Genomic DNA, 22,039 nt, shown 5'->3' with positions numbered 1-22,039 from the left:
TAAATTTAGTTGTTTTGTTAGTTAACTTTCCATTTCATGAACCAGTGTTCATTAAACGTCAGGCCGATTTTAATGACGAAACGATTTTCTGATAGCATGTTAGGAACAGATGGTGTAACATGAACATATTGTCCAGTTAAGTTTAGAATGGTATTCCGCTGGAATAATTGAAGTGGAAGACCAAATCCTGCACTGATTCCATATTCTGAAGGACCATCACATTGAGGAAGCTTTAAATATGAGCTTTTGTAATAACCTCCCGCGCGATACCGTATACGTTTCAGGTAACTTCTTCCTATAGGATCTGGCAGATATTCTATACCTGCTGCTATTTTGGAACGGTCGTTATATGCATTTGTTGAATTATCATATTTTACTTTTGACCATTTTTCAAGAGAATAATCAACGCCAACAGTAAGGCTTCTTGCATGATTATACGCTAAACCTATACCGAAGGTATGTGGTATACCATATGAATCATTTACCACATGCTCATTAACCGAAGAATAACTGGAATTGTCTGTTACCTGTATTCCTCTCGTATCTGTCGAGTTAAGCGTATGTCCCAAGCCATATACTAATCCGAGAGTTAATTTATCGGATTTATTTATTTGCTGAGTATATTGCAATCCGAAGTCTGCTACATAACTGTTTACTTCAATATTGTTGTATACATTGGTCTGGTCACTACTTACGCTGAAAGCTTTAGTTGCCTGATATTGCAATGTTCCGTAGATATATCCGGCGTTTACTCCGATAGAAAGGTTATCAAGTATTTTGAAGCCTAATCCTCCTGTTATTTGCTGCAAGCCGCCATCTCCATAAAAAAGGTTTGTTGCCGTAACATTTTCAACCCCTTCTACTGGCTGAGTTGTCGTAAAATTATATCCTAAAGTAGAATAGGGGGTGAATGCAATAGCCATACCTAAACGGGGATGTAGACGAAACTGCATTGCTATATAGTCGAAGCTGGAATTTCGTGCATTGTTTTTTATTCCATTTTCCTGAAAATTGGAACTTTTTAAACTCATTCCTACATCGAACATAAACGAGAGAGAATCTACCGCTGTAAATGATGCCGGATTCAACATGTTTATATGACCGCTGTTTCGGAGTGCATATCCGACTCCTCCCATCGCAGCATTATTGGCAAAGCCTCGGTCTGACAAATCTCCCAGCCCATAACGGGTATAAGGGGAATTAGTGCTGGACTGAGCAAAAGCCGATAAAGAGCCGGCAAATATCAGAGCGCTGATTAGTGCTTTCTTATTTAACATTGTAATTTAAAATTCTGTTTAAACCTTTCAATACTAAAAATCTATCTGCAAAGATGATACTTTTTAAGTTTGTATCAAAAGAAAATTTATCTCCACCAGTTAAAAAAACCAAAAGGTCAGGATATTTCTTTTGCATTAGGGCGATATAACCACTTATTTCAAACTCCATGCCCTTTATTACGCCGGCGCGTATAGCTGTTTCTGTGCTATATCCGAACTCGGGCAGGTCACCTCCTTTTTCTATAAGCGGAAGTTTGTCACAGCAGGCATTCAGCGCTTTGAAGCGAGTATATATACCGGGGGATATATTCCCTCCCCAGTATCGTCCTTGGGCATCGATGAACTCGTATGTTAAAGCTGTTCCTGCATCAATGACTAATAAGTTTTTGCCTGGGCAAAGATAATTGGCACCTACTACAGCAGCTAATCGGTCCATGCCCAATGTCTCAGGAGTCTTGTAAAGATTTTCTATGGGCACTGGGGTGCGATATGTTAACTCCAGAAAGGGAACAGGCTGTTTCGCCAATTGCTTGCGAATTGTATTGCTGAGTGTGATGACGGATGCAATAATTCCTTTTTCTATAGGATATTTGTTGCATAACATTGTCAAGCAGTCTAAAGAATGGTTTGAGCCTCGAAGAACTTCCACCACTTCTTCGTTATCGAATACAGCGAGTTTGGCTACTGTATTGCCTATATCGATTACTAAATTCACTTCTTTTCTTGTTTTATGCTGCAAAGTAAAGTAAAAAATGAATAGGAATAGTAATAAAACGATGAATTTATTCAGAACTTATCAATATTTAGCCGTATTTTTGTGCCTGAAATAGTGTGAACGTTGTAAAAAAAGAGGATAAACTTTACTCAGGTTTATGGTAAGACTTAGATATTTCATTATATGTTTGCTGGCAGGGCTGTCGCTCTCTGCTCACGGACAGCAGTCGGACAGTATCCGTTTCAGCTTGTTGACTTGTGCTCCGGGTAGTGAGATTTATTCTTTATTTGGGCATACAGCTATACGTTATGAAAATTATACCCGTCATGTCGATGTGGTTTTCAATTATGGGATGTTCAGCTTCAATACTCCTAATTTTATATTCCGTTTTGTTAAGGGAGAAACCGATTATCAGTTGGGGATTACACCTTATACTTATTTTGAGGCAGAATATGCGATGCGCGGTTCTTCTGTGTATCAACAGGTATTGAATCTTACACAAGAGGAAAAAGAAAACTTGTTGGCATTGTTGGGAAAAAACTATTTACCCGAAAATCGTATCTATCGATATAATTACTTTTACGATAACTGTACGACACGAGCCCGCGACAGAATAGAAGAATGCATAACTGATGGACAGGTTGTCTATCCGGATTCTTTGTCTGGCAAAAGCTTTCGTAGTATTGTACACGAGTTTACAGTCGGGTCTTCATGGGATGAACTTGGCATCGATCTTTGTCTGGGAGCTGAAGCCGATAAAACAATAAGCAAACGTTTGCAGATGTTTTCACCTTTTTATTTGAAGTACTATGCTTCCAATGCCTATATTCTTGATAAGAGAGGGATGCGCCGCCCATTGGTACTGGAGGAAACAAAGATTGTGGATGTGGAGCCGGAACTGGCTGAGCCAGGTTTTGTGCTTTCGCCAATGGCGTGTGCTTCTTTATTCCTTGCATTATGTGTACTGATGGCATGGATGCAATGGAAATTCCGACGAATTTGGTGGGGGTGGGATATACTGCTTTATGCTTCTCAGGGAATAGCGGGATGCATTATTGCATTTTTGTTTTTCTTTTCTGTTCATCCTACGGTAGGTTCAAACTGGTTGCTTATTTTGTTTAATCCGATACCTTTATTATACCTTCCCGTCATGGTATATAAGGCCATAAAGCACAAAAAAGATGCTTATCATGTAGTAAATCTTATATATTTAACACTTTTTATAGTCATTCTTCCCTTTTGTGGGCAAGAATTTAATTTAACAATATTACCTTTGGCACTCGGTTTGCTGGTGAATTCAGCAGGCCATATCTTAGTTTGGAATAAAAAGTAATGAAAGAACGTATACTGACTTCGCTGATTGCAGCATTTGTAATAACAAGCTTACAGGCTCAGACAACCCCGACTGTGCCGAAATTGGTGGTTGGATTGACCATCGACCAACTTCGCTCAGACTATATTGAAGCTTTTTCGGCTTTATATGGTGAGAGGGGCTTTAAACGTCTGATGAAAGAAGGACGCGTTTATTGCAATGCAGAATACGATTTCATAAATATGGATCGTTCTTCGGCTGTAGCTTCTATATATACCGGTACTACTCCTTATTATAATGGAATAGTAGGAAACCGATGGATGGATCGTACTTCTTTACGTATTGTGAAGAGCGTCGATGACCCGGCGTATATGGGAGTATATACTTCAGAATGTACATCTCCTCAACATTTGTTAGTTTCTACGCTTTCGGATGAACTGATGGTTGCGACCAACGGTAATGCAGAAGTTTATTCGATTGCTCCTTCTCGTGAAATGGCTGTACTCGCTGCAGGCCATGCTGCTAAAGGAGCTTTCTGGTTGAACGATGAAACAGGAAAATGGAGCGGTTCCACTTATTACGGGGCTTTTCCAGAATGGGTAGCTGCATATAATGACCGTGAAGGACTGGATTTTCGTATAGGTAATCTGGTATGGGGACCCTATTTGCCTGTCACATCTTACAAGTATGTTACTTCTGATGTCAAACAGCTTACTTTTAAACATGATTTCTCCGACGAGCGTACTGATAAGTTCAAAAAGTTTAAAACCAGTCCTTATGCGAATGATGAGGTAAACAAGCTGGTCAATGCATGCTTGGCGAATACCAATGTGGGGAAAGACAATGTTCCTGATTTGCTTACGTTATCTTATTATGCGGGAAACTATGCTCACCCCCCCAATACGGAGTATGCTATGGAGATACAAGATATGTATGTCCGTCTGGATAATAGCATAGGCGACTTGCTTGACTTGATCGATCGTAAGGTAGGGCTAAATAATACATTGTTCTTTATCACTTCTACCGGTTATGCAGATGCGGACCCGAAAGATCCGGAACAATATAAGATACCGGGCGGAGAGTTTCATATAAAGCGTTGTGGAGCACTTCTGAATATGTACCTGATGGCTATTTATGGTCCGGGGCAATATGTAGAAACTTATTACGATCGTCAGATTTATCTGAATCATAAACTTATTGAGGATAAGAAGTTAAATCTTACAGAAATACTGAACCGTTCGTCTGATTTTATTGTTCAGATGAGTGGTGTCCGTTCGGCATATTCTTCTCAGCGCCTGTTGCTTGGAGCATGGACTCCTCGTATTGATAAAATCAGAAATACATTCAACTCGAATGCTTCCGGTGATATTTATGTGGAAGTAATGCCAGGATGGTCGGTTGTTGACGAGTATTCTCAGGTATCGAAGGTGGTACGTGATACTTACTCATCTGCTCCGTTGATTTTCATAGGTAATAATATAAAGCCGGAAATCTTATATACTCCGGTGAAAATGGCGACAATCGCTCCCACTGTAGCCCATTTCATGCGTATTCGGGCGCCCAATGCAGCTACTGCTGCTCCTCTGACGGGCATTCGTAAATAATTATCAACTTAGATAATTAAGAAAATCAGCAAATTAGTTATCTTTGTGCGTCAGAAAACTGAATGAATAAATCAAATTAGAAATAATAAAAACAACAATATACAATGGGATTTAACGAATTTATAAGCAAACTTTTTGGAAATAAGGCAACTCGCGATATGAAAGAAATTCAACCGTGGGTAAATAAAGTGAAAGAAGTCTATCCGGAGATTGCTAAATTGAGTCACGATGAGTTGCGTGCCAAAACCGAAGAGCTGAAGAAATATATCAGAGAATCGGCTGCTGAAGAAAACAAGAAGATAGAAGAACTGAAAGCTACTATCGAGGAAACAGACATTGAAAAGCGTGAGCCGATTTTCTCACAAATAGATAAGTTGGAGAAGGAAGTTCTTGAAAAATATGAAAAAGCCTTGAACGATGTTCTCCCTACTGCTTTTGCGATTGTAAAAGATACTGCTCGCCGTTTAAGTGAAAACGAAGAAATTGAAGTTACTGCTACTGAAATGGACCGCAATTTGGCTGCTCAGGGTAAGGACTTCGTCCGTATAGAAGGCGACAAGGCCATCTGGAAAAACCATTGGGTAGCCGGAGGTAATGAAATGACATGGAACATGGTTCATTACGATGTTCAGTTATTTGGTGGTGTTGTACTGCATCAGGGTAAGATTGCGGAAATGGCTACCGGTGAAGGTAAAACCTTGGTTGCTACATTGCCGGTATTCTTGAATGCCTTGACTGGTAATGGTGTACACGTGGTTACAGTCAATGACTATCTGGCTAAGCGTGACTCTGAATGGATGGGCCCGCTCTATATGTTCCATGGCTTGAGTGTAGACTGTATCGATAAGCATCAGCCTAATTCGGAAGCACGTCGTCGTGCCTACATGGCAGATATCACATTCGGTACCAATAACGAATTTGGTTTCGACTACTTGCGTGATAATATGGCTGTCAGCCCGAAAGATCTTGTACAGCGCAAGCATAATTATGCTATCGTCGATGAGGTCGACTCCGTATTGATTGATGATGCACGTACTCCGTTGATTATTTCTGGTCCTGTTCCTAAAGGTGACGAACAATTGTTTGAAGTACTTCGTCCGTTGGTAGAACGTCTGGTTGAAGCACAGCGCAAATTGGCAACACAATATCTTGCTGATGCGAAGCGTCTGATTGCATCCGATAAGAAAGAAGATGTGGAAGCCGGATTCCTGGCTTTGTTCCGCAGTCACAAGGCTTTGCCGAAGAATAAACCGCTTATCAAATTCTTGAGTGAACCGGGTATCAAGGCGGGTATGCTGAAGACTGAGGAAATCTACATGGAGCAGAACAACAAACGTATGCCAGAGGCAGTAGAACCCTTGTACTTCGTTATCGATGAAAAACTGAAGAGTGTGGATTTGACAGATAAGGGTGTCGACCTGATTACAGGTAATTCACAAGATCCGACTCTTTTTGTTTTGCCGGATATTGCGGCCCAGCTTTCTGCTTTGGAAAATGAAAAGGGATTGAGTGATGAAGAAAAGCTTGCAAAGAAAGACGAGCTACTTACAAACTTTGCTATCAAGTCAGAACGCGTTCATACAATCAATCAGTTGCTTAAAGCATATACAATGTTCGAAAAAGATACTGATTATGTCGTTATGGACGGACAGGTTAAGATTGTCGACGAACAGACAGGACGTATCATGGACGGTCGTCGTTGGAGCGACGGATTGCACCAGGCTGTAGAAGCTAAGGAAGGTGTTAAGATTGAAGCTGCAACTCAAACTTTTGCAACTATTACTTTGCAGAATTACTTCCGTATGTATCATAAGCTTTCGGGTATGACCGGTACAGCAGAAACAGAAGCCGGAGAATTCTGGGATATTTATAAGCTGGATGTAGTAGTTATTCCTACAAACCGTCCGATTGCCCGCATCGATATGAACGATCGTGTATACAAAACAAAACGTGAAAAGTATAAAGCGGTAATCGAAGAAATTGAAAAGATGGTAAAAGCCGGACGTCCGGTACTGGTTGGTACTACTTCTGTCGAAATCTCTGAAATGTTGAGTAAGATGCTTACCTTGCGTAAGATTCAACATAACGTGTTGAATGCGAAACTGCACCAGAAAGAAGCTGAAATTGTAGCTAAGGCAGGTCAGAGCTCTACAGTAACTATTGCTACCAACATGGCAGGTCGTGGTACAGATATTAAGCTGAGTCCGGAGGTAAAAGCTGCCGGAGGTTTGGCTATTATCGGTACAGAACGCCATGAATCACGTCGTGTAGACCGTCAGTTACGTGGTCGTGCAGGACGTCAGGGCGACCCGGGTTCTTCTGTATTCTTCGTTTCGTTGGAAGACGACCTGATGCGTCTGTTCGCTTCCGACCGTCTGGCCAACTGGATGGATAAGATGGGATTCAAGGAAGGCGAGATGATTGAGCACAGCATGATATCCAAGTCTATCGAACGTGCACAGAAGAAAGTTGAAGAAAACAACTTCGGTATTCGTAAGCGTCTGCTTGAATACGATGATGTAATGAACAAACAGCGTACTGTAGTATATACGAAACGTCGTCATGCCCTGATGGGAGAACGTATCGGTATGGATATTGTCGATATGATTTGGGATCGTTGCGTAAATGCTGTTGAACAGCCGGATTATGAAGATGCCAAGATGGAAATCCTTCAGACTTTGGCTATGGAAATACCGTTCAGCGAAGAAGACTTCCGCAACAAGAAGAAAGATGATCTGGCTGAGCAGACATTCCAGGAAGCTATGGCTTTGTTCAAACGTAAGACAGAACGTATGGCTGCCATTGCCAACCCGGTAATCAAACAAGTATACGAAGCTCAGGGTCATATGTATGAAAATATCATGATTCCTATTACTGACGGTAAACGTATGTACAACATATCTGTCAACCTGAAGGAAGCATATGAAACAGAGTCGAAAGCAATTGTGAAGGCATTTGAAAAGGCAATTTTGCTTCACACTATCGACGATGCCTGGAAAGAAAACCTGCGTGAGTTGGATGAATTGAAACATTCTGTTCAGAACGCAAGTTACGAGCAGAAAGATCCGCTGTTGATCTTCAAACTCGAATCAGTTAATTTGTTCGATAATATGGTTAGCAAGATCAATAACAATACGATCTCTATCCTGATGCGTGGACAGATACCTGTTCAAGAACCAGAACAAGTACGTGAGGCTGCTCCCGAACCGGAACGTCCTCGCCAGCAGTATCGTGAGGAAAAACAGGACTTGAATGATCCTGATCAGCAGGAAGCTGCCGGACGTGATACGCGTGAGGCAAAGCAGGAACCTTATCGCGCCGATAAGACAGTTGGCCGTAATGATCCTTGTCCATGCGGCAGTGGTTTGAAGTATAAGAACTGTCACGGACGTAACGCATAAGTTTAACTTATTGAACCATATAAGGAATGTCATTCTGCAAAAGATATTTGTGGAATGACATTCTTTTTTTATGCCCAGACGTTTCATCAGACAAAGTTTTACGTAACAGGAAGTCTTTTTATAAAAGATGCCGACGTTTCAATTTTTTTTGTACAGAAAAAATAAAAATTTGTACAAATTTTCGGTAGAATGTCTCCATCTTTTCTTTACGGTTCCAGCATGGCTTTCGGTGCTTCTCTTCTGGACTTGACTTATTGAACGGGATTTATGAAATGTTTGTGATACCGGAACTGACAAATTGTCTGCATATCTATGACAAACTTTGAAAGATTGATAAATAAATAAAATAAAAAATGAACCGAGGTCCGATTCCCGAAATCTTTTTATCTTTGCATTTATACAATTACAGTAGCCTTTACTGTAGTTAAAGATTAACAGAGTTAAAAACTAAACCATGATGAAAATATATGCTTTATGTGCGGTTGCACTGGTGTGTTGCCTTGCCTCTTGCAGCTCCGTACAGACATTGACATTCGATCAGTTATGTCCGGCAACAGTAAGTTTTCCTGAACAGGTAAAAAACATTGCCGTAGTAAATAATATGCCGTCGACTCCTGAGGCAAAACGTACGTTGCTTACTTTAGGAGAAATGAACGGGAATGGGAAAAAATCGGCAGAGATGCTGGCTTCTGCGCTGGCCGATTCAAAATACTTCAATCAGGTAATGATTTGTGATTCAGCCCTGAATGCAACCGGTCTGTCGGGAAGACGGGCACTGACGCAGGAGGAGGTGACTCAGCTTGCAGGGGAGCTGGATGCGGACATCATATTTTCTCTTGACCAGGTAAAGATTCAGACGGAACGTGATGAGATTTTTTATCCGGGTTTGCCGGGCTCCTGGTCGGTGATAAAAGCTAAAGTTACTCCTGTGTTAAGCCTTTATCTACCGGAGCGTGAGCGCCCCATGAACATTATTGCAAAGACCGACAGCTTGCAGTGGGATGCCAGTATGGCTCCTTCAGACCGTCAGATGCAGGAAGAGGCTGCTTCATTTTCGGCATATATGCTTACGCACATGCTGGTTCCTTACTGGAAACATGCCGAACGTATTTATTATGCGGGAGGATGTGTGGAAATGCGCGATGCGGCTGTCTGTGTAAATGAAAATGACTGGCAGGGTGCACACGATTTATGGCAGTCATTGTTCGAACAGACGAAATCGAAAAAACTGAAAATAAAATCGGCTTTCAATCTGGCTCTGGCCTCCGAAATGCAGGGCGACCTGCTTCAGGCTGAAAAGTGGCTGAAAGAAGTAGAAAAACGGGTTACAGCCGGCTCGGATGAAGACGTTATACGGAAATTTTATGCTGAACAACTGGCAGAACGCATGAAGCAATTTCCTCATTTGAACACTCAAATGAGCCGTTTTGGAAACAATTTCTGAGATTATCTGTTGCACGAATGATTTTTTTTGTACATTTGAGGTAATAAAATTCGATAGACATGATGAACATTAGTGAACAGTCGCATGCTTCTATTGCTTCTACATTGAAAGAAGCTATCGGCAGATATATCGCGACAGATGACAATTCGGTTGTAACAGATATTCATTTGCAGCCTAAACAGGACAGTGGAGAGCTTATCATCTTCAACGATGATGATGAAGAACTGTCGCGTACCATCATCGATGAATGGGTAGATTATGACGGCGAAGATTTTTATGCAGAAGTGGAGCCGATACTTCGTGCTGAAGTCACTGTACTGAAGGATGAGGGAGAGCTCGATAAATTATGTCTGATGAAGCCTTATTCGTTTGTGCTGGTTGACGATGAAAAGGAAACCATTGCCGAACTTTTGCTGGTAGATGACGAGGAAACCTTATTGCTGAACGATGAACTGCTGAAAGGACTGGATGAAGAGCTGGATGCTTTTCTGAAAGACTTATTGGAAAAATAGCATTCCGCTTGTTCTATTTGTTTACTGTCAAAATCTGATTGACATGGGGGAACGCATTACCTTTCGTAAGAATGAACGCCTGCAGACGATTAATCCTCGGTGGAGAGGGAATCCGATAGCAAGAGGGAAGTTCTTCAATCGTCAGCATCGCTGGCGTCCGGGAATGGGTAGTGTGCTGAAATGGCGTTTTTCCCCTAATCCTCAGCGGAAGGAAAAGAAAATGATAAAATGGGATCCTAAGGTACATTTTCTTCGTTCGCTGGACGGTGTCGTTGGAAATTCATTGATATGGCTGGGGCATAATTCTTTTTTTCTGCAACTGGGTGGCAAGCGTTTCATGATAGATCCGGTATATGGTAATATCCCTTTTGTAAAGCGCAGAAGCCAGTTTCCGGCCAATCCTTCTATTTTTACGCATATCGATTATTTACTGATTAGTCACGATCATTTCGATCACCTCGACAAACCGAGTGTGACCCGTTTATTTGCCGATAATCCGCAGATGAAATTGTTTTGCGGAATTGGTACGGGAGAACTGATAAAGAGCTGGTTTCCTACGATGGAAGTCATAGAGGCAGCTTGGTATCAGCAGCATAGTGACGGAAATTTGCGCCTGACTTTTCTACCTGCCCAGCACTGGAGTAAGCGTGGGGTGAACGATGGGGGAGAACGTTTGTGGGGCGCCTTCATGATAGAAGCCGATGGCATTACCATTTATAATAGTGGTGATACGGGATATGCACGTCATTTTAGCGAACTTCCGGAGTTGTTTCCACATATAGATTATTGCATGATAGGGATAGGAGCCTACAAGCCCCGCTGGTTTATGAAGCCTAATCATATTTCTCCTTATGATGCGCTTACGGCTTCGGCTGATATGGGTGCCCGTATAACGATTCCTATGCATTACGGGACTTTCGACTTGTCGGATGAGCCTTTGTTTGATCCTCCTCACGTGTTTGCGGCAGAAGCGCGGAAACGCAATATGCCTGTTCTGCTCCCGGAATTAGGAGAAGTTGTCAAACTCAGTCATCAGCATTGATTTCCTGATATTTTTTATTTTACTGTCTTTCCGGAAGTTTCGGGCAGAGTTTCTTTGGGGATTACGATGGTCCGCTGGGCTGTTGAGTCGTTCTTTATACTTGTCACTTCGCCTTTTGTGGTGAAGTAGACATAATTCCCCCTGTCATAAAAACGATAAACTTTTACTCCATCCTGTTCGAACAGATAACTTACGGTGTAGGTATCGTTGTTTTGAGGTGCTTTATTCTGGATGGGTATTCCTGTTATGCCGCAAGAGGGAAGTATCATTGTGCACAGAAATAACAGGCTGATATAGAATAAACTGATTTTCATACTTAAATGTTTGGGGTTATTGGCTTTCACAAATATATTCAAAATACTGATTATACCGAAGTTTATGGCTGGAATTTATTTTTATGGCAGTATGCTGAAAGGGGCTTATCTGAGGAAATGATGGAGAATAAAAAAACTTGAGGCAGAGTTTGATGTACTTCTGCCTCAAGTTTTATATGATAGAGATATGTCTTGATTACTTTTTCAGTGCAGCAATGCTTTCTTTCAGGGCTGCGATTTTGGTTTCAGCATCAGATTGTTTCTTGCGTTCCATCTCGATGACATTAGCCGGTGCCTTGCTGACAAACTTTTCGTTGCTCAGCTTTTTCAAGACGCTCTGCAGGAAGCCTTCCTGGTATTTCAAATCAGCTTCCAGTTTCTTCAATTCTTCTTCTACGTCGATCAGATTACCCAGCGGGATAAAGTATTCGGTGGTACCTACCATGAATGAAGCTGCGCCTTCAGGTTTGCTTTCTACTACCGTTACGGCAGAGAGGTTCGCCATCTTCTTTACAACGTCAGCATATGCCATCAGCTGAGTATTTTCGCCAAGTACAAGCATTTCCAATGCTTCTTTTTGTGCGATATTCTTCTGCAGGCGGATATTGCGGACACCCGAAATGATTTCCTTCAATTGGTCGAAAGTATTGCAGAGTTCGTTGGCAGCCTGCAGGTCACGTCCGGCAAATGTTTCCAACTGTGCTGTCATAATACTTTCTCCCGGCTTGCGGTCGTAAATGTGCTGCCACAATTCTTCGGTGATAAATGGCATGAACGGGTGAAGCTGACGTAACAGTACATCGAAGAAATGCAAAGTTGTTTCGTATGTCTTTTTATCGATAGGCTGACCGTATGCAGGTTTGATCATTTCCAGATACCAGCTTGAGAACTCGTCCCAGAATAATTTGTAAACCAGCATGAGGGCTTCGCTCAGACGATATTTGCTGAACAGATCGTCCATTTCGGCAGATACTTTAACCAGCAGGTTATCGAACCATTCGGTTGCCAGCTTAGCGTATTCCGGTTGTTCGATGTCGGCTACCTGCCAGCCTTTTACCAGACGGAAAGCATTCCATATCTTATTGTTGAAGTTACGTCCCTGTTCGCACAGTGCATCGTCGAACAAGATGTCGTTTCCGGCTGGTGCGGCAAGCATCATACCTATACGTACACCGTCGGCTCCGTATTTGTCAATCAAATCCAGCGGATCAGGAGAGTTTCCCAGCGATTTCGACATCTTACGTCCGATCTTATCGCGTACGATACCGGTGAAGTATACGTTTCTGAACGGCATATCGCCCATATATTCGTAGCCGGCCATAATCATACGTGCTACCCAGAAGAAAATGATATCCGGACCTGTTACCAAGTCGGAAGTCGGATAGTAATATTTTATCTCTTCGTTACCCGGGTTGTTGATGCCGTCGAACAAAGAAATCGGCCACAACCATGAAGAGAACCAAGTGTCCAGACAGTCATCGTCCTGACGTAAGTCTTCTACTTTCAAGTTCTGATTGCCGGTCTTTTCCTTAGCCAGTTCCAATGCTTTTTCAGGGGTTTCTGCTACTACGAAGCCACCTTCTGGCAAATAATAGGCTGGAATACGGTGTCCCCACCACAACTGACGGCTGATACACCAGTCTTTGATGTTTTCCAGCCAGTTACGGTAAGTGTTTTTATATTTGGCAGGGTAGAATTTCAGTTCGTCATTCATAACTGGAGGCAAAGCCATATCTGCAAAGTGCTGCATGCGCAGGAACCATTGCATAGACAGCTTAGGCTCAATAGCAACATTGGTACGTTCAGAGAAGCCCACCTTATTAGTATATGCCTCGACCTTTTCCAGCAAGTCGGCAGCAGCCAGATCTTTTTCAATCTGTTCGCGGACATCAAAGCGATCCATGCCTACATACATTCCGGCAGCTTCGCTGATAGTTCCATTGTCATTGAAAATATCGATAGAGGGCAAGTTGTATTTTTCTCCCAGCATGTAGTCGTTTACGTCATGTGCAGGAGTAACTTTCAAGCAACCAGTACCAAATTCGATGTCTACATAGTCGTCTTCGATAACCGGGATGACACGTCCTACCAGCGGAACGATAACCTTCTTGCCTTTCAGCCACTGATTTTTCGGGTCGTTAGGATTGATACACATTGCGGTATCTCCCATGATGGTTTCCGGACGTGTCGTTGCGACAACGGCATATCTTCCTTCTGGGTCACCTTCTACTTTATAGCGCAAATAGTAAAGTTTGCTATGTTCCTCTTTATAGATTACTTCTTCATCGCTGAGGGCTGTCAGTGCTTTCGGGTCCCAGTTGACCATACGTACGCCACGATAAATCAATCCTTTATTATATAGGTCGACGAAAACTTTGATAACGCTTTCACTTCGTTTCTCGTCCATGGTGAATGCAGTACGGTCCCAGTCGCATGATGCACCCAGCTTGCGGAGCTGTTTCAGAATGATACCTCCGTGTTCTTCTGTCCATGCCCATGCATGTTTCAGGAACTCTTCACGGGTAAGGTCTGTTTTCTTTATTCCCTGTTGAGCCAGTTTGTTTACAACTTTAGCTTCTGTTGCAATGGAAGCGTGGTCTGTTCCCGGAACCCAGCAGGCATTTTTACCTGTCATACGAGCACGGCGTACCAGAATATCCTGAATGGTATTGTTAAGCATGTGTCCCATGTGTAGTACTCCGGTTACGTTTGGCGGGGGAATTACGACGGTATATGGCTTACGGCCGTCGGGTTTAGAACTGAAAAGCTTATTGTCCAGCCAATACTGGTACCATTTCCCTTCCACATCGGCGGGATTGTACTTACTTGCTAATTCCATTTTCTATATCGTTTTAATGTTTGTTTTTATGCAATTTCAAGTTGCAAATGTACTAATAAAAAGTGATAAAATGGAAATCTGTGACAAAGTTATTGGTTTTATGCAAATTTGTTGATTGGGTATTGTTGGGTGAGCCGGATGAATATGCAGGGGGATTTTATGGAGGTATTCCTGTGTGTCAGGTTGTGTGTATACTCCTTATTTTATATATAAGCATTAAAAATTAAATTAGGATGTCATGGAATAAACTTTCACATGCTGTCTTGGTGGTTGTATAATAAAATTTTTATATGTTTCGGGCAACTTAATAGAATAATTAATAAAAGATATAGCAGAATAGGTTTGCCAAGACCTTTGTTCGATTGTTCTTATTTCTCATGAATTATAGTATGTTTTAATTGAAAATGGGATGTTGAGGAATGGTATTGTCTGCTTTTTGTAAAAGTTCTTTTTCTCTATTCGCTTTTTATAAAAAAATATATATAAAAACAATGAATGATAAAAAAAATTATTATCTTTGTTCAATGTTATGGTAAGAATATACAAAAATTACATTAAAAAAATAAATAGCCCTATTCTAATTTGAGAATCTTTAACTTAAAATATCAGATTATGTTAAAACGAATCAAGTCAGTCAGTATGTTGTTAGCTCTGGCAGGAGTTTCTTCTACAGGAGTTGCATACGCAGTCGCTGTGCCTGAAGTTGATGCAACTCAAAGTTCATTGCAGCAGACATCTACTTGTAAAGGTGTCGTAAAAGATGCAACCGGAGAAACTGTTATTGGAGCTTCAGTTGTCGTAAAAGGTACTACCAATGGTACTATTACCGGTATGGATGGAGATTTCTCTTTGCAAGGAGTTAAAAAGGGAGATGTTATCCAGATTTCTTTTGTCGGCTATCAGACTAAAGAAATCGTATGGAATGGTCAGACTATTGATGTTACACTGAAGGATGACACACAGACTTTGGATGAAGTCGTAGTTACGGCTTTAGGTATGAAGCGTGCAGAAAAAGCATTGGGATATGCGGTGACGGAAGTAAAAGGTGAAGAACTGAAAGCTGCCAACACTATTTCTCCTGTTGCAGCACTGCAAGGTAAAGTAGCCGGTGTAGAAATCGCACAATCAGATGGTGGTATTTTCGGTGCAACCAAAATCCAGATACGTGGTGCCTCTACATTGAGTGGAAACAACCAGCCTATTTATGTTGTGGATGGTGTTATCTTGGATAACAATACATCTGGTAATGATGACCTGAACTGGACGGCAAACCCTGGTGACTATGGTAATGAATTAAAGAACTTGAATGCCGATGACTTTGCCAGTGTTTCTGTATTGAAGGGTGCGGCAGCAACAGCTTTGTATGGTTCAAGAGGTCTTAATGGTGCTGTGGTTATCACAACTAAGAGTGGAAAGGGCGTGCAAGGTTTTGGCGTTTCTTTGTCTCAGACTTTTGGATGGGATGTTACTACAGCTACGCCTGATGTACAGACTGAATATGGTTATGGTCTTTGGCCTGGTGAAAGATCTGCATATGGTAACAGATGGGATGCCAACGGACTTTACCAAAATGCAGAAGGTGTATATACTTTGAAGGGTGCACCTAATACATCTTATGGATGGGGACCTAAATTTGATGGTCGGGAAATGGAAAACTACGATGGAACTATGACTACATTCAGCCCTTACGAAAACGGTATGAAGGAATATTTCCAGACTGGTTTTAATACCAACACCAATGTTTCTATTCGTGGTGGAAATGAAAAAGTCAATTATTATTCTTCTTTGTCATATAAAAATGTACAGGCTACTACGCCTAACAATACATTTGAGAGATATGCATTCTTGTTAAAAGGATCTTATAAGATTAGTGACAAATTAGATGTTGCGGGTTCTGTTAGCTTTTCTCACTCTAAGCCAAGAAATGCTGCATCGGAAATCGGTCTTTATTTTGTATACTCTGGAATACCTAACTTTGTAAACCCAGAATACTGGTCAGATAAATACAAAGGTGAACATGGTGGTCTTGCAAGTACCGACTACGGTGACCTTTATGGATATGTTCCAAGTAACGTTAAAACCTTGTGGTGGAATTTGAATGAAGTTGATAATGTATATAAGGAATACGTTATACGTCCTACTTTTGAAGTTAACTATAAAATTACAGATTGGGTTAGCTTTAAGGCAGAGGCTAATATGAACGTATATACTCAAAATTACGAAGGTAAGTCTTTAGGTAGCGGATATGCTAATGAAGGTGGTTCGTATGGCTTGAGCAGCTTTATGAAAGAACAGTTTACTACTGCTGGAACATTTACATTCAACAAGACTATTAAAGATTTTACTCTTGGTGGATTCTTGCGTGGTGAATATTACAATAAGACAGAACAGTATATGTCTTTGTCAACTACCAATGGATTGATTGTACCGGGTCAGTATTTTATCAATAACAGTAAGGATACTCCTAGTTATTCAGGAAAAATACAGGGTACAAAACGTATGATGTCTGCTGTCTTTGCTATAAACACTTCATGGAAAGATCAAGTTTACTTGGATATTACAGGTCGTAATGACTGGTCTTCAGCTCTTGTTTATGCAAATAAGACAGGTAATCACTCATATTTCTATCCATCAGTATCAGGATCTTGGCTGGTTAACAATACAATAAAGATGCCGAGCTGGATTTCATTGGCTAAACTGCGTGCGTCATGGGCTCAGGTTGGTAATGATACCGATCCTTATGCAATCAATCAGGGATATAACTTGGGTACAATCAAAACTGCAAATGGTAATATTTATACCAACCAGTTCTCTTCTAGTACATTGTATGCACTCGATCTGAAGCCTGAACGTAAAAACTCTTGGGAAGTAGGTCTTGATTTCCGTGTATTGAACGACCGTATCTGTTTGGATGCTACTTACTATAAAGAGAATACTAAGGACCAGATTTTGTCATTGCCGGTTCCTAGTGAATCTGGTATCGACAATCAAATGATCAATGCCGGTAATATTCAGAACCAAGGTGTTGAACTCGCTTTAAATACAGTTCCTTTCCGTAATAAAGACTGGGAATGGGGTCTTGATTTGACTTTCACAAAGAATGTAAGTAAGATTGTAGAACTTCACGAAAGTGTAGGTGACTATTATGCATTGAGAGGTCAGGTTAATTTGTATGATTATCGTATCGGATCTGTAGCCCGTGTAGGTGGAGCTTACGGTTTGTTGATGTCTGATATCATGCCAAAACGAGATGAAAACGGTAATATTCTGTTGACATGGGAAGAATATGATAGAGCAGCTTATGCATTACGTTCTGGTGAAGTAGAAGTTGTAGGTGATATGAACCCTGATTTCTTGGCTTCATTAAGCACATCTTTGCGTTACAAAAATTGGAATTTACGTGTAGCTTTGGATGCTCGTGTAGGAGGTCTTGTTGCAATCTATGCAAACCGTTACGGTACAACAACTGGTTATACCGGCAACTCTTTGAGATATCGTGATGCCGAGCATGGTGGTATTACATGGACTTCTCAGTGGATGGATGCTCCAGGTGTTAAATCCGATAGCTATGGCTTTACTTATACAGATGGTGTAATTCCAGAAGGTGTATTTGCTCAGGGTACAACAATCAAAGGTGCGGATGGAAATTCTCATGATGTATCAGGCATGAGTTATCAGGCTTGTGTAGATAATGGATGGTTGGAGCCGATGCATGCAGGAGCTTATCATTATTATCGTAACGATTGGAGTACAGGTGTAATTAATGACGACTGGGTACATGAATTAAGTTATATTGCTTTGCGTGAAATCACAATTGGTTACAATTTCCCACAGTCTATAGCAAAGAAAATAGGAGCGAAAGGATTAGGCTGCTCTCTTACAGGACGTAACTTATGTTATCTCTATAATTCATTGCCTAATAACGTAAATCCGGAATCTGTACGTGGTAACAGCTCAGGCGAATTCCGTATACGTTCTTACAATCCTTACACTGCAAACTTCATGTTTACAATTAATGTCGATTTTTAATTAACTATTTAAGACTTGCAATGATGAAATTAAAATATTTATTAGGTACTGCATTGATTGGCTCATTAAGCTTTTCAAGCTGTATGGACAAATTTGCAGAAATAAATACTGATCCGTCTATTGTGACAACCCCGGATATTCGGTATTTGTTCACTCAAGGTTTGAATGAATTCATTCCTTCTGATTATTGGTCATGGTATTATGACTTTACCAACATGCTACACTGGGGACAAGTAACAGTTACCAGTAACACCAACTTGTTGAATCAACCTGCAAACTCATCAGGTACAGGTAATGTATTGCGCGTGCTTAAAATTATGCGTGAGATTGATTACCAGATTCAAACGATGTCAGAAGAAGATCCCGTAAAGGCTGCTCAATATAAATATGTGCAGGCTATGATGAAAACATTAGTTGTCTATATGGGAATTCAGGATACCGACATGTATGGTTCTATGCCATATAGTGAGGCTGCATTGGCTCGATATACAGATCCGGCATTGCTGACTCCTAAATATGATACACAGGAGGAGATGTTTACTTCATTTGATGAAGACCTTGTACAGGCTTTTAAAACATTGTCTAATCCTGTGGTTGTAAACGGTGAATCTGTTTCTCAGATTTCTTTAGGATATCAGGATTATGTATATCAGGGTGATGCTAAGAAGTGGGCTACATTCTGTAATTCGTTAAGACTTAAAGTTGCAGTTCGCTTGCTTCACGTGAATAAAAAGAGAGCTTTAGAAATAGCTCAAGAGGTTACTAATAACTCAGATTATGTGCTGACAGCTAACGGTACAGACTGCTCTAACAATTTTATTTACAATCAGGGTTCAGAGTGGTATCACAGTCAGGAAGATCCGACACCTGGTTATGGTACGAAAGTCTTGATTGATTTCATGGTGCAGAATCAAGATCCACGTGTGCGCTTCTTCTTTGCAAAGAATGATTTGAACTCAAAAGTAATTCAGGCATTCTTTGATTCTGAAGCAGAATTAGGTGATAAATGTGAGTCTAAGATTCCTGATTTTATCATGGATAAGATTGACTACGAAGTAGTTAACGGAAAGAAGGTCTTTAGGGGCTGGAAGGCTCCAGGAGAACCATGGGTTCGTTATTATGGTATGCCTTTGACCATCAATGCTTCTTCGGATGAAGCTTATACAGATTATTATGACCCGACTGGTAAACTGCACAAAGTTATACTGAATGATACAGAATTAACTTATGAAGTTGCTTCAGCAATGCAGATGGAAATGTATGAAGGAAATAGAGATTATACATTCCCTGATGCACCGGGAGCTGAAATTGTGCAGGATAGGACAGACCGTCCATTCTATGCAATGTATTTCTCTGCAGGTGAAGTTAATTTGTATTTGGCAGAATTGAAATTGGTGGGTGCAACCTTGCCTCAGTCTGCTCAGACCTATTTTAACGATGGTATCAAAAACTCTGTAGAAGCATGGGACTACATTGCTGGTGCAAATCATATTCCATATTATGATAATGCTTTTGATGCAAATGAGGCAACTATCGGTTTGAAAAATGGTGAACTTGACGCATTGTTAACTAAAGATGCATATAAACTGAATGGTACAGATGATTTGGAAAAGGTCTACATTCAGCAGCGTTTGAACTTCATATTTATGCCAAACGATATGTATGTTTCTATGCGTAGAAGTGGTGTACCTACCAAGACTTCTAAGTATTTGAAATTTGAAAACTTCAGAAAAGATGGAGCTGATTATATCTTGCCAAGACGTTGTCCGATGTTTAGTGGTGATCCTACCGATCAGAACTATAATAACTATCAGCAGGCTTTGAAAGATGAAGGATTCACAATTGGAAGTAATGCTGAAATTTTGAATAAAGAACGTGTATGGTACGATAATGGAGCTCCTGAATTTGGTGCAGGTCCTAATTTTTAATGATTGATTGTGGAGCTGTTTAGAGCTTTCACGAAATATTAATTTTCTGGCCAGCCCGAGTGTACGCAGAATGCGTATTCTTGGGCTGGTTTTATTTTTATTAGGTTGGAAGCCTTGTAATCAATAAAAAAAATGGCAAGCCCTAACTTCTATCAGCCAAGACTTGCCCCTTTCCCTAATTTTATTTAGGGAATCAAGTTATCCATTCCAAAGATAATATTAAAAAATTATACCTCCAATAGTAATCCTTTTTTGTTGATATATTTAAGCTATATTATTGGAACTGCATTGACAAAGTGGAGGGATTACGGAATAACTCTTAGTGAGAAAATAATTCCGCTCCTTCATACTTGTAGGTATAAAGAAGCGGAAAAAGTGTGCATGTTTAAAACCTAATGCAGCTATTTTATGAGAAATGTGATTTCTTTATTAATAAAGAAATATTTGTTCCTTAGATCAATTCGTCCGATGTATATCCTTTAGGTAAAGGACGGCAATTATAACCTGAAGCCATAATTTCGCCGTATGCTCCGGCAGAACGCAACGCTATAATATCACCACGCTTTACGCGGTTTAAGTCGATAGCTTTTCCAAATACATCCGAAGATTCACAAATAGGTCCTACTACATCATATGTTTCTGGCGTTTCGTCAGACGTGATATTTTCAATTTTATGGTATGCCTGATAAAGAGCCGGGCGAATCAAGTCGGTCATACCTGCATCGACAATGGCAAACTGTTTATTGGTACCTTGTTTTACATAAATTACTTTCGTGATGAGGCTTCCGCATTGTCCTACTACAGCTCGTCCCAGTTCAAAGTGTAATGTCTGTTGAGGACGCAATTTCAGATGTTTGTGATATGTAGCGAAGTAATCTGCAAAATCGGGGATAGGTTTACGGTTAGGGTGCGCATAATCGATTCCCAATCCACCGCCTACGTTTATATGTTCAACAATAATCTGACGGGCATAAAGTTTTTCTTGCAGCTCATTGACGCGGTTGCATAAAGCAACGAAGTCGCCCATATCCAAAATTTGGGAACCAATATGAAAATGTAGGCCGACAAATTTCACATTATTCATTTCGAGCGCACGGTCAATAACTTTATCCATGTCCTGCATGCTGATACCAAATTTATTTTCGGCCAATCCTGTAGTTATATTTGCATGTGTATGTGCGCCTACATCGGGATTGATACGGAAAGCTACACGTGCGATTTTTCCTTTTGCAGCTGCCAGTTCATTAATTACTTCCAATTCAGGGACAGATTCGACATTAAAACAGAAAATATCATAATCTAATCCTAAATTGATTTCACGATCGGTTTTTCCGACTCCAGCATATACTATTTTACTTGCAGGAAATCCAGCTTTGATAGCGGCAGAGATTTCACCTCCACTTACGCAGTCAGCTCCCAAGCCATGTTCGCGAATAATGCTTAGTACTTTGGGGTTTGCATTGGCTTTTATTGCATAGTGTACGCAAAATTTATTATACTTAGCAGCTTCTGTGCGTATAACATTCAGCGTATCTCGCAGTAAGTTTGCATCATAGTAGTAAAATGGAGTTTCTAATTCACGGAATTTATTAATTGGAAATGTTCCTTTCATATATATAAAG

13 protein-coding genes are annotated in these 22,039 nt (G+C 40.7%); 8 read left to right on the top strand and 5 right to left on the bottom strand.

The window, feature by feature from the left end; all coding sequences use genetic code 11:
* Window positions 1-17: 17 nt before the first annotated feature.
* Both bamG and ACZM60_RS01835 read right to left on the bottom strand, forming a co-directional pair.
* Window positions 18-1,277 (bottom strand): BamG family beta-barrel-assembly machinery protein, encoded by a 1,260-nt coding sequence (gene bamG, locus ACZM60_RS01840; RefSeq protein ID WP_340319023.1) that lies wholly within the window; start codon window positions 1,275-1,277, stop codon window positions 18-20.
* Window positions 1,267-1,992: a type III pantothenate kinase gene (locus ACZM60_RS01835; RefSeq protein ID WP_021971980.1), complete on the bottom strand. Its 726-nt coding sequence runs from the start codon at window positions 1,990-1,992 to the stop codon at window positions 1,267-1,269. The genes bamG and ACZM60_RS01835 overlap by 11 nt, the downstream gene beginning before the upstream one ends.
* A gap of 157 nt (window positions 1,993-2,149) precedes the next feature.
* Here ACZM60_RS01835 and lnb point away from each other — a divergent pair, with 157 nt between their 5' ends.
* From lnb to ACZM60_RS01805, 6 genes are all read left to right on the top strand, one after another.
* A complete protein-coding gene (lnb, locus tag ACZM60_RS01830) occupies window positions 2,150-3,325 on the top strand; it encodes a lipoprotein N-acyltransferase Lnb (protein ID WP_489520647.1) in 1,176 nt (391 codons plus the stop codon).
* Entirely contained in the window at window positions 3,325-4,908 is a 1,584-nt protein-coding gene (locus ACZM60_RS01825) for an alkaline phosphatase family protein (protein ID WP_489520646.1), read from the top strand. The genes lnb and ACZM60_RS01825 overlap by 1 nt, the downstream gene beginning before the upstream one ends.
* Before the next feature lie 104 nt (window positions 4,909-5,012).
* Window positions 5,013-8,309, top strand: a complete 3,297-nt coding sequence (gene secA, locus ACZM60_RS01820; protein WP_340319019.1) for a preprotein translocase subunit SecA — start codon at window positions 5,013-5,015, stop codon at window positions 8,307-8,309.
* Between the two features lie 454 nt (window positions 8,310-8,763).
* The gene (locus ACZM60_RS01815) at window positions 8,764-9,753 is read left to right on the top strand and encodes a DUF6340 family protein (protein ID WP_418585925.1); all 990 of its coding nucleotides are present in this window, start codon (window positions 8,764-8,766) and stop codon (window positions 9,751-9,753) included.
* Window positions 9,754-9,815: 62 nt separating this feature from the next.
* A complete protein-coding gene (locus ACZM60_RS01810; RefSeq protein ID WP_340319114.1) occupies window positions 9,816-10,265 on the top strand; it encodes a hypothetical protein in 450 nt (149 codons plus the stop codon).
* 43 nt (window positions 10,266-10,308) lie between these two features.
* On the top strand, window positions 10,309-11,307 hold the full coding sequence (locus ACZM60_RS01805) for an MBL fold metallo-hydrolase (protein WP_021971987.1): 999 nt from the start codon (window positions 10,309-10,311) through the stop codon (window positions 11,305-11,307).
* 14 nt (window positions 11,308-11,321) lie between these two features.
* On the opposite strand, the gene ACZM60_RS01800 is transcribed toward ACZM60_RS01805, so the two are convergent.
* Complete coding sequence (locus ACZM60_RS01800; RefSeq protein ID WP_340319113.1) at window positions 11,322-11,576, bottom strand: DUF4884 domain-containing protein; 255 nt, start codon at window positions 11,574-11,576, stop codon at window positions 11,322-11,324.
* A gap of 241 nt (window positions 11,577-11,817) precedes the next feature.
* Window positions 11,818-14,460: a valine--tRNA ligase gene (locus ACZM60_RS01795; protein WP_489520645.1), complete on the bottom strand. Its 2,643-nt coding sequence runs from the start codon at window positions 14,458-14,460 to the stop codon at window positions 11,818-11,820.
* A 612-nt stretch (window positions 14,461-15,072) separates the two neighbouring features.
* Here ACZM60_RS01795 and ACZM60_RS01790 point away from each other — a divergent pair.
* Both ACZM60_RS01790 and ACZM60_RS01785 read left to right on the top strand, forming a co-directional pair.
* Window positions 15,073-18,489, top strand: a complete 3,417-nt coding sequence (locus tag ACZM60_RS01790; protein ID WP_489520644.1) for a SusC/RagA family TonB-linked outer membrane protein — start codon at window positions 15,073-15,075, stop codon at window positions 18,487-18,489.
* Between the two features lie 20 nt (window positions 18,490-18,509).
* Window positions 18,510-20,417 (top strand): SusD/RagB family nutrient-binding outer membrane lipoprotein, encoded by a 1,908-nt coding sequence (locus ACZM60_RS01785; protein WP_489520643.1) that lies wholly within the window; start codon window positions 18,510-18,512, stop codon window positions 20,415-20,417.
* Between the two features lie 451 nt (window positions 20,418-20,868).
* On the opposite strand, the gene lysA is transcribed toward ACZM60_RS01785, so the two are convergent.
* Window positions 20,869-22,029: a diaminopimelate decarboxylase gene (lysA, locus tag ACZM60_RS01780; RefSeq protein WP_021971992.1), complete on the bottom strand. Its 1,161-nt coding sequence runs from the start codon at window positions 22,027-22,029 to the stop codon at window positions 20,869-20,871.
* Window positions 22,030-22,039: the final 10 nt, after the last annotated feature.

The organism is Phocaeicola sp., assembly GCF_057861905.1.
Note: the sequence above shows the minus strand (reverse complement) of the source record. Positions and strands in the feature narration are given on the sequence as shown.

Excerpts from the sequence above, each read along its gene's own strand:
- bamG (WP_340319023.1), bottom strand. The coding sequence starts at position 1,277 with ATGTTAAATAAGAAAGCACTAATCAGCGCTCTGATATTTGCCGGCTCT.
- lnb (WP_489520647.1), top strand. The coding sequence starts at position 2,150 with ATGGTAAGACTTAGATATTTCATTATATGTTTGCTGGCAGGGCTGTCG.
- ACZM60_RS01825 (WP_489520646.1), top strand. The coding sequence starts at position 3,325 with ATGAAAGAACGTATACTGACTTCGCTGATTGCAGCATTTGTAATAACA.
- secA (WP_340319019.1), top strand. The coding sequence starts at position 5,013 with ATGGGATTTAACGAATTTATAAGCAAACTTTTTGGAAATAAGGCAACT.
- ACZM60_RS01815 (WP_418585925.1), top strand. The coding sequence starts at position 8,764 with ATGATGAAAATATATGCTTTATGTGCGGTTGCACTGGTGTGTTGCCTT.
- ACZM60_RS01810 (WP_340319114.1), top strand. The coding sequence starts at position 9,816 with ATGAACATTAGTGAACAGTCGCATGCTTCTATTGCTTCTACATTGAAA.
- ACZM60_RS01805 (WP_021971987.1), top strand. The coding sequence starts at position 10,309 with ATGGGGGAACGCATTACCTTTCGTAAGAATGAACGCCTGCAGACGATT.
- ACZM60_RS01800 (WP_340319113.1), bottom strand. The coding sequence starts at position 11,576 with ATGATACTTCCCTCTTGCGGCATAACAGGAATACCCATCCAGAATAAA.
- ACZM60_RS01795 (WP_489520645.1), bottom strand. The coding sequence starts at position 14,460 with ATGGAATTAGCAAGTAAGTACAATCCCGCCGATGTGGAAGGGAAATGG.
- ACZM60_RS01790 (WP_489520644.1), top strand. The coding sequence starts at position 15,073 with ATGTTAAAACGAATCAAGTCAGTCAGTATGTTGTTAGCTCTGGCAGGA.
- ACZM60_RS01785 (WP_489520643.1), top strand. The coding sequence starts at position 18,510 with ATGATGAAATTAAAATATTTATTAGGTACTGCATTGATTGGCTCATTA.
- lysA (WP_021971992.1), bottom strand. The coding sequence starts at position 22,029 with ATGAAAGGAACATTTCCAATTAATAAATTCCGTGAATTAGAAACTCCA.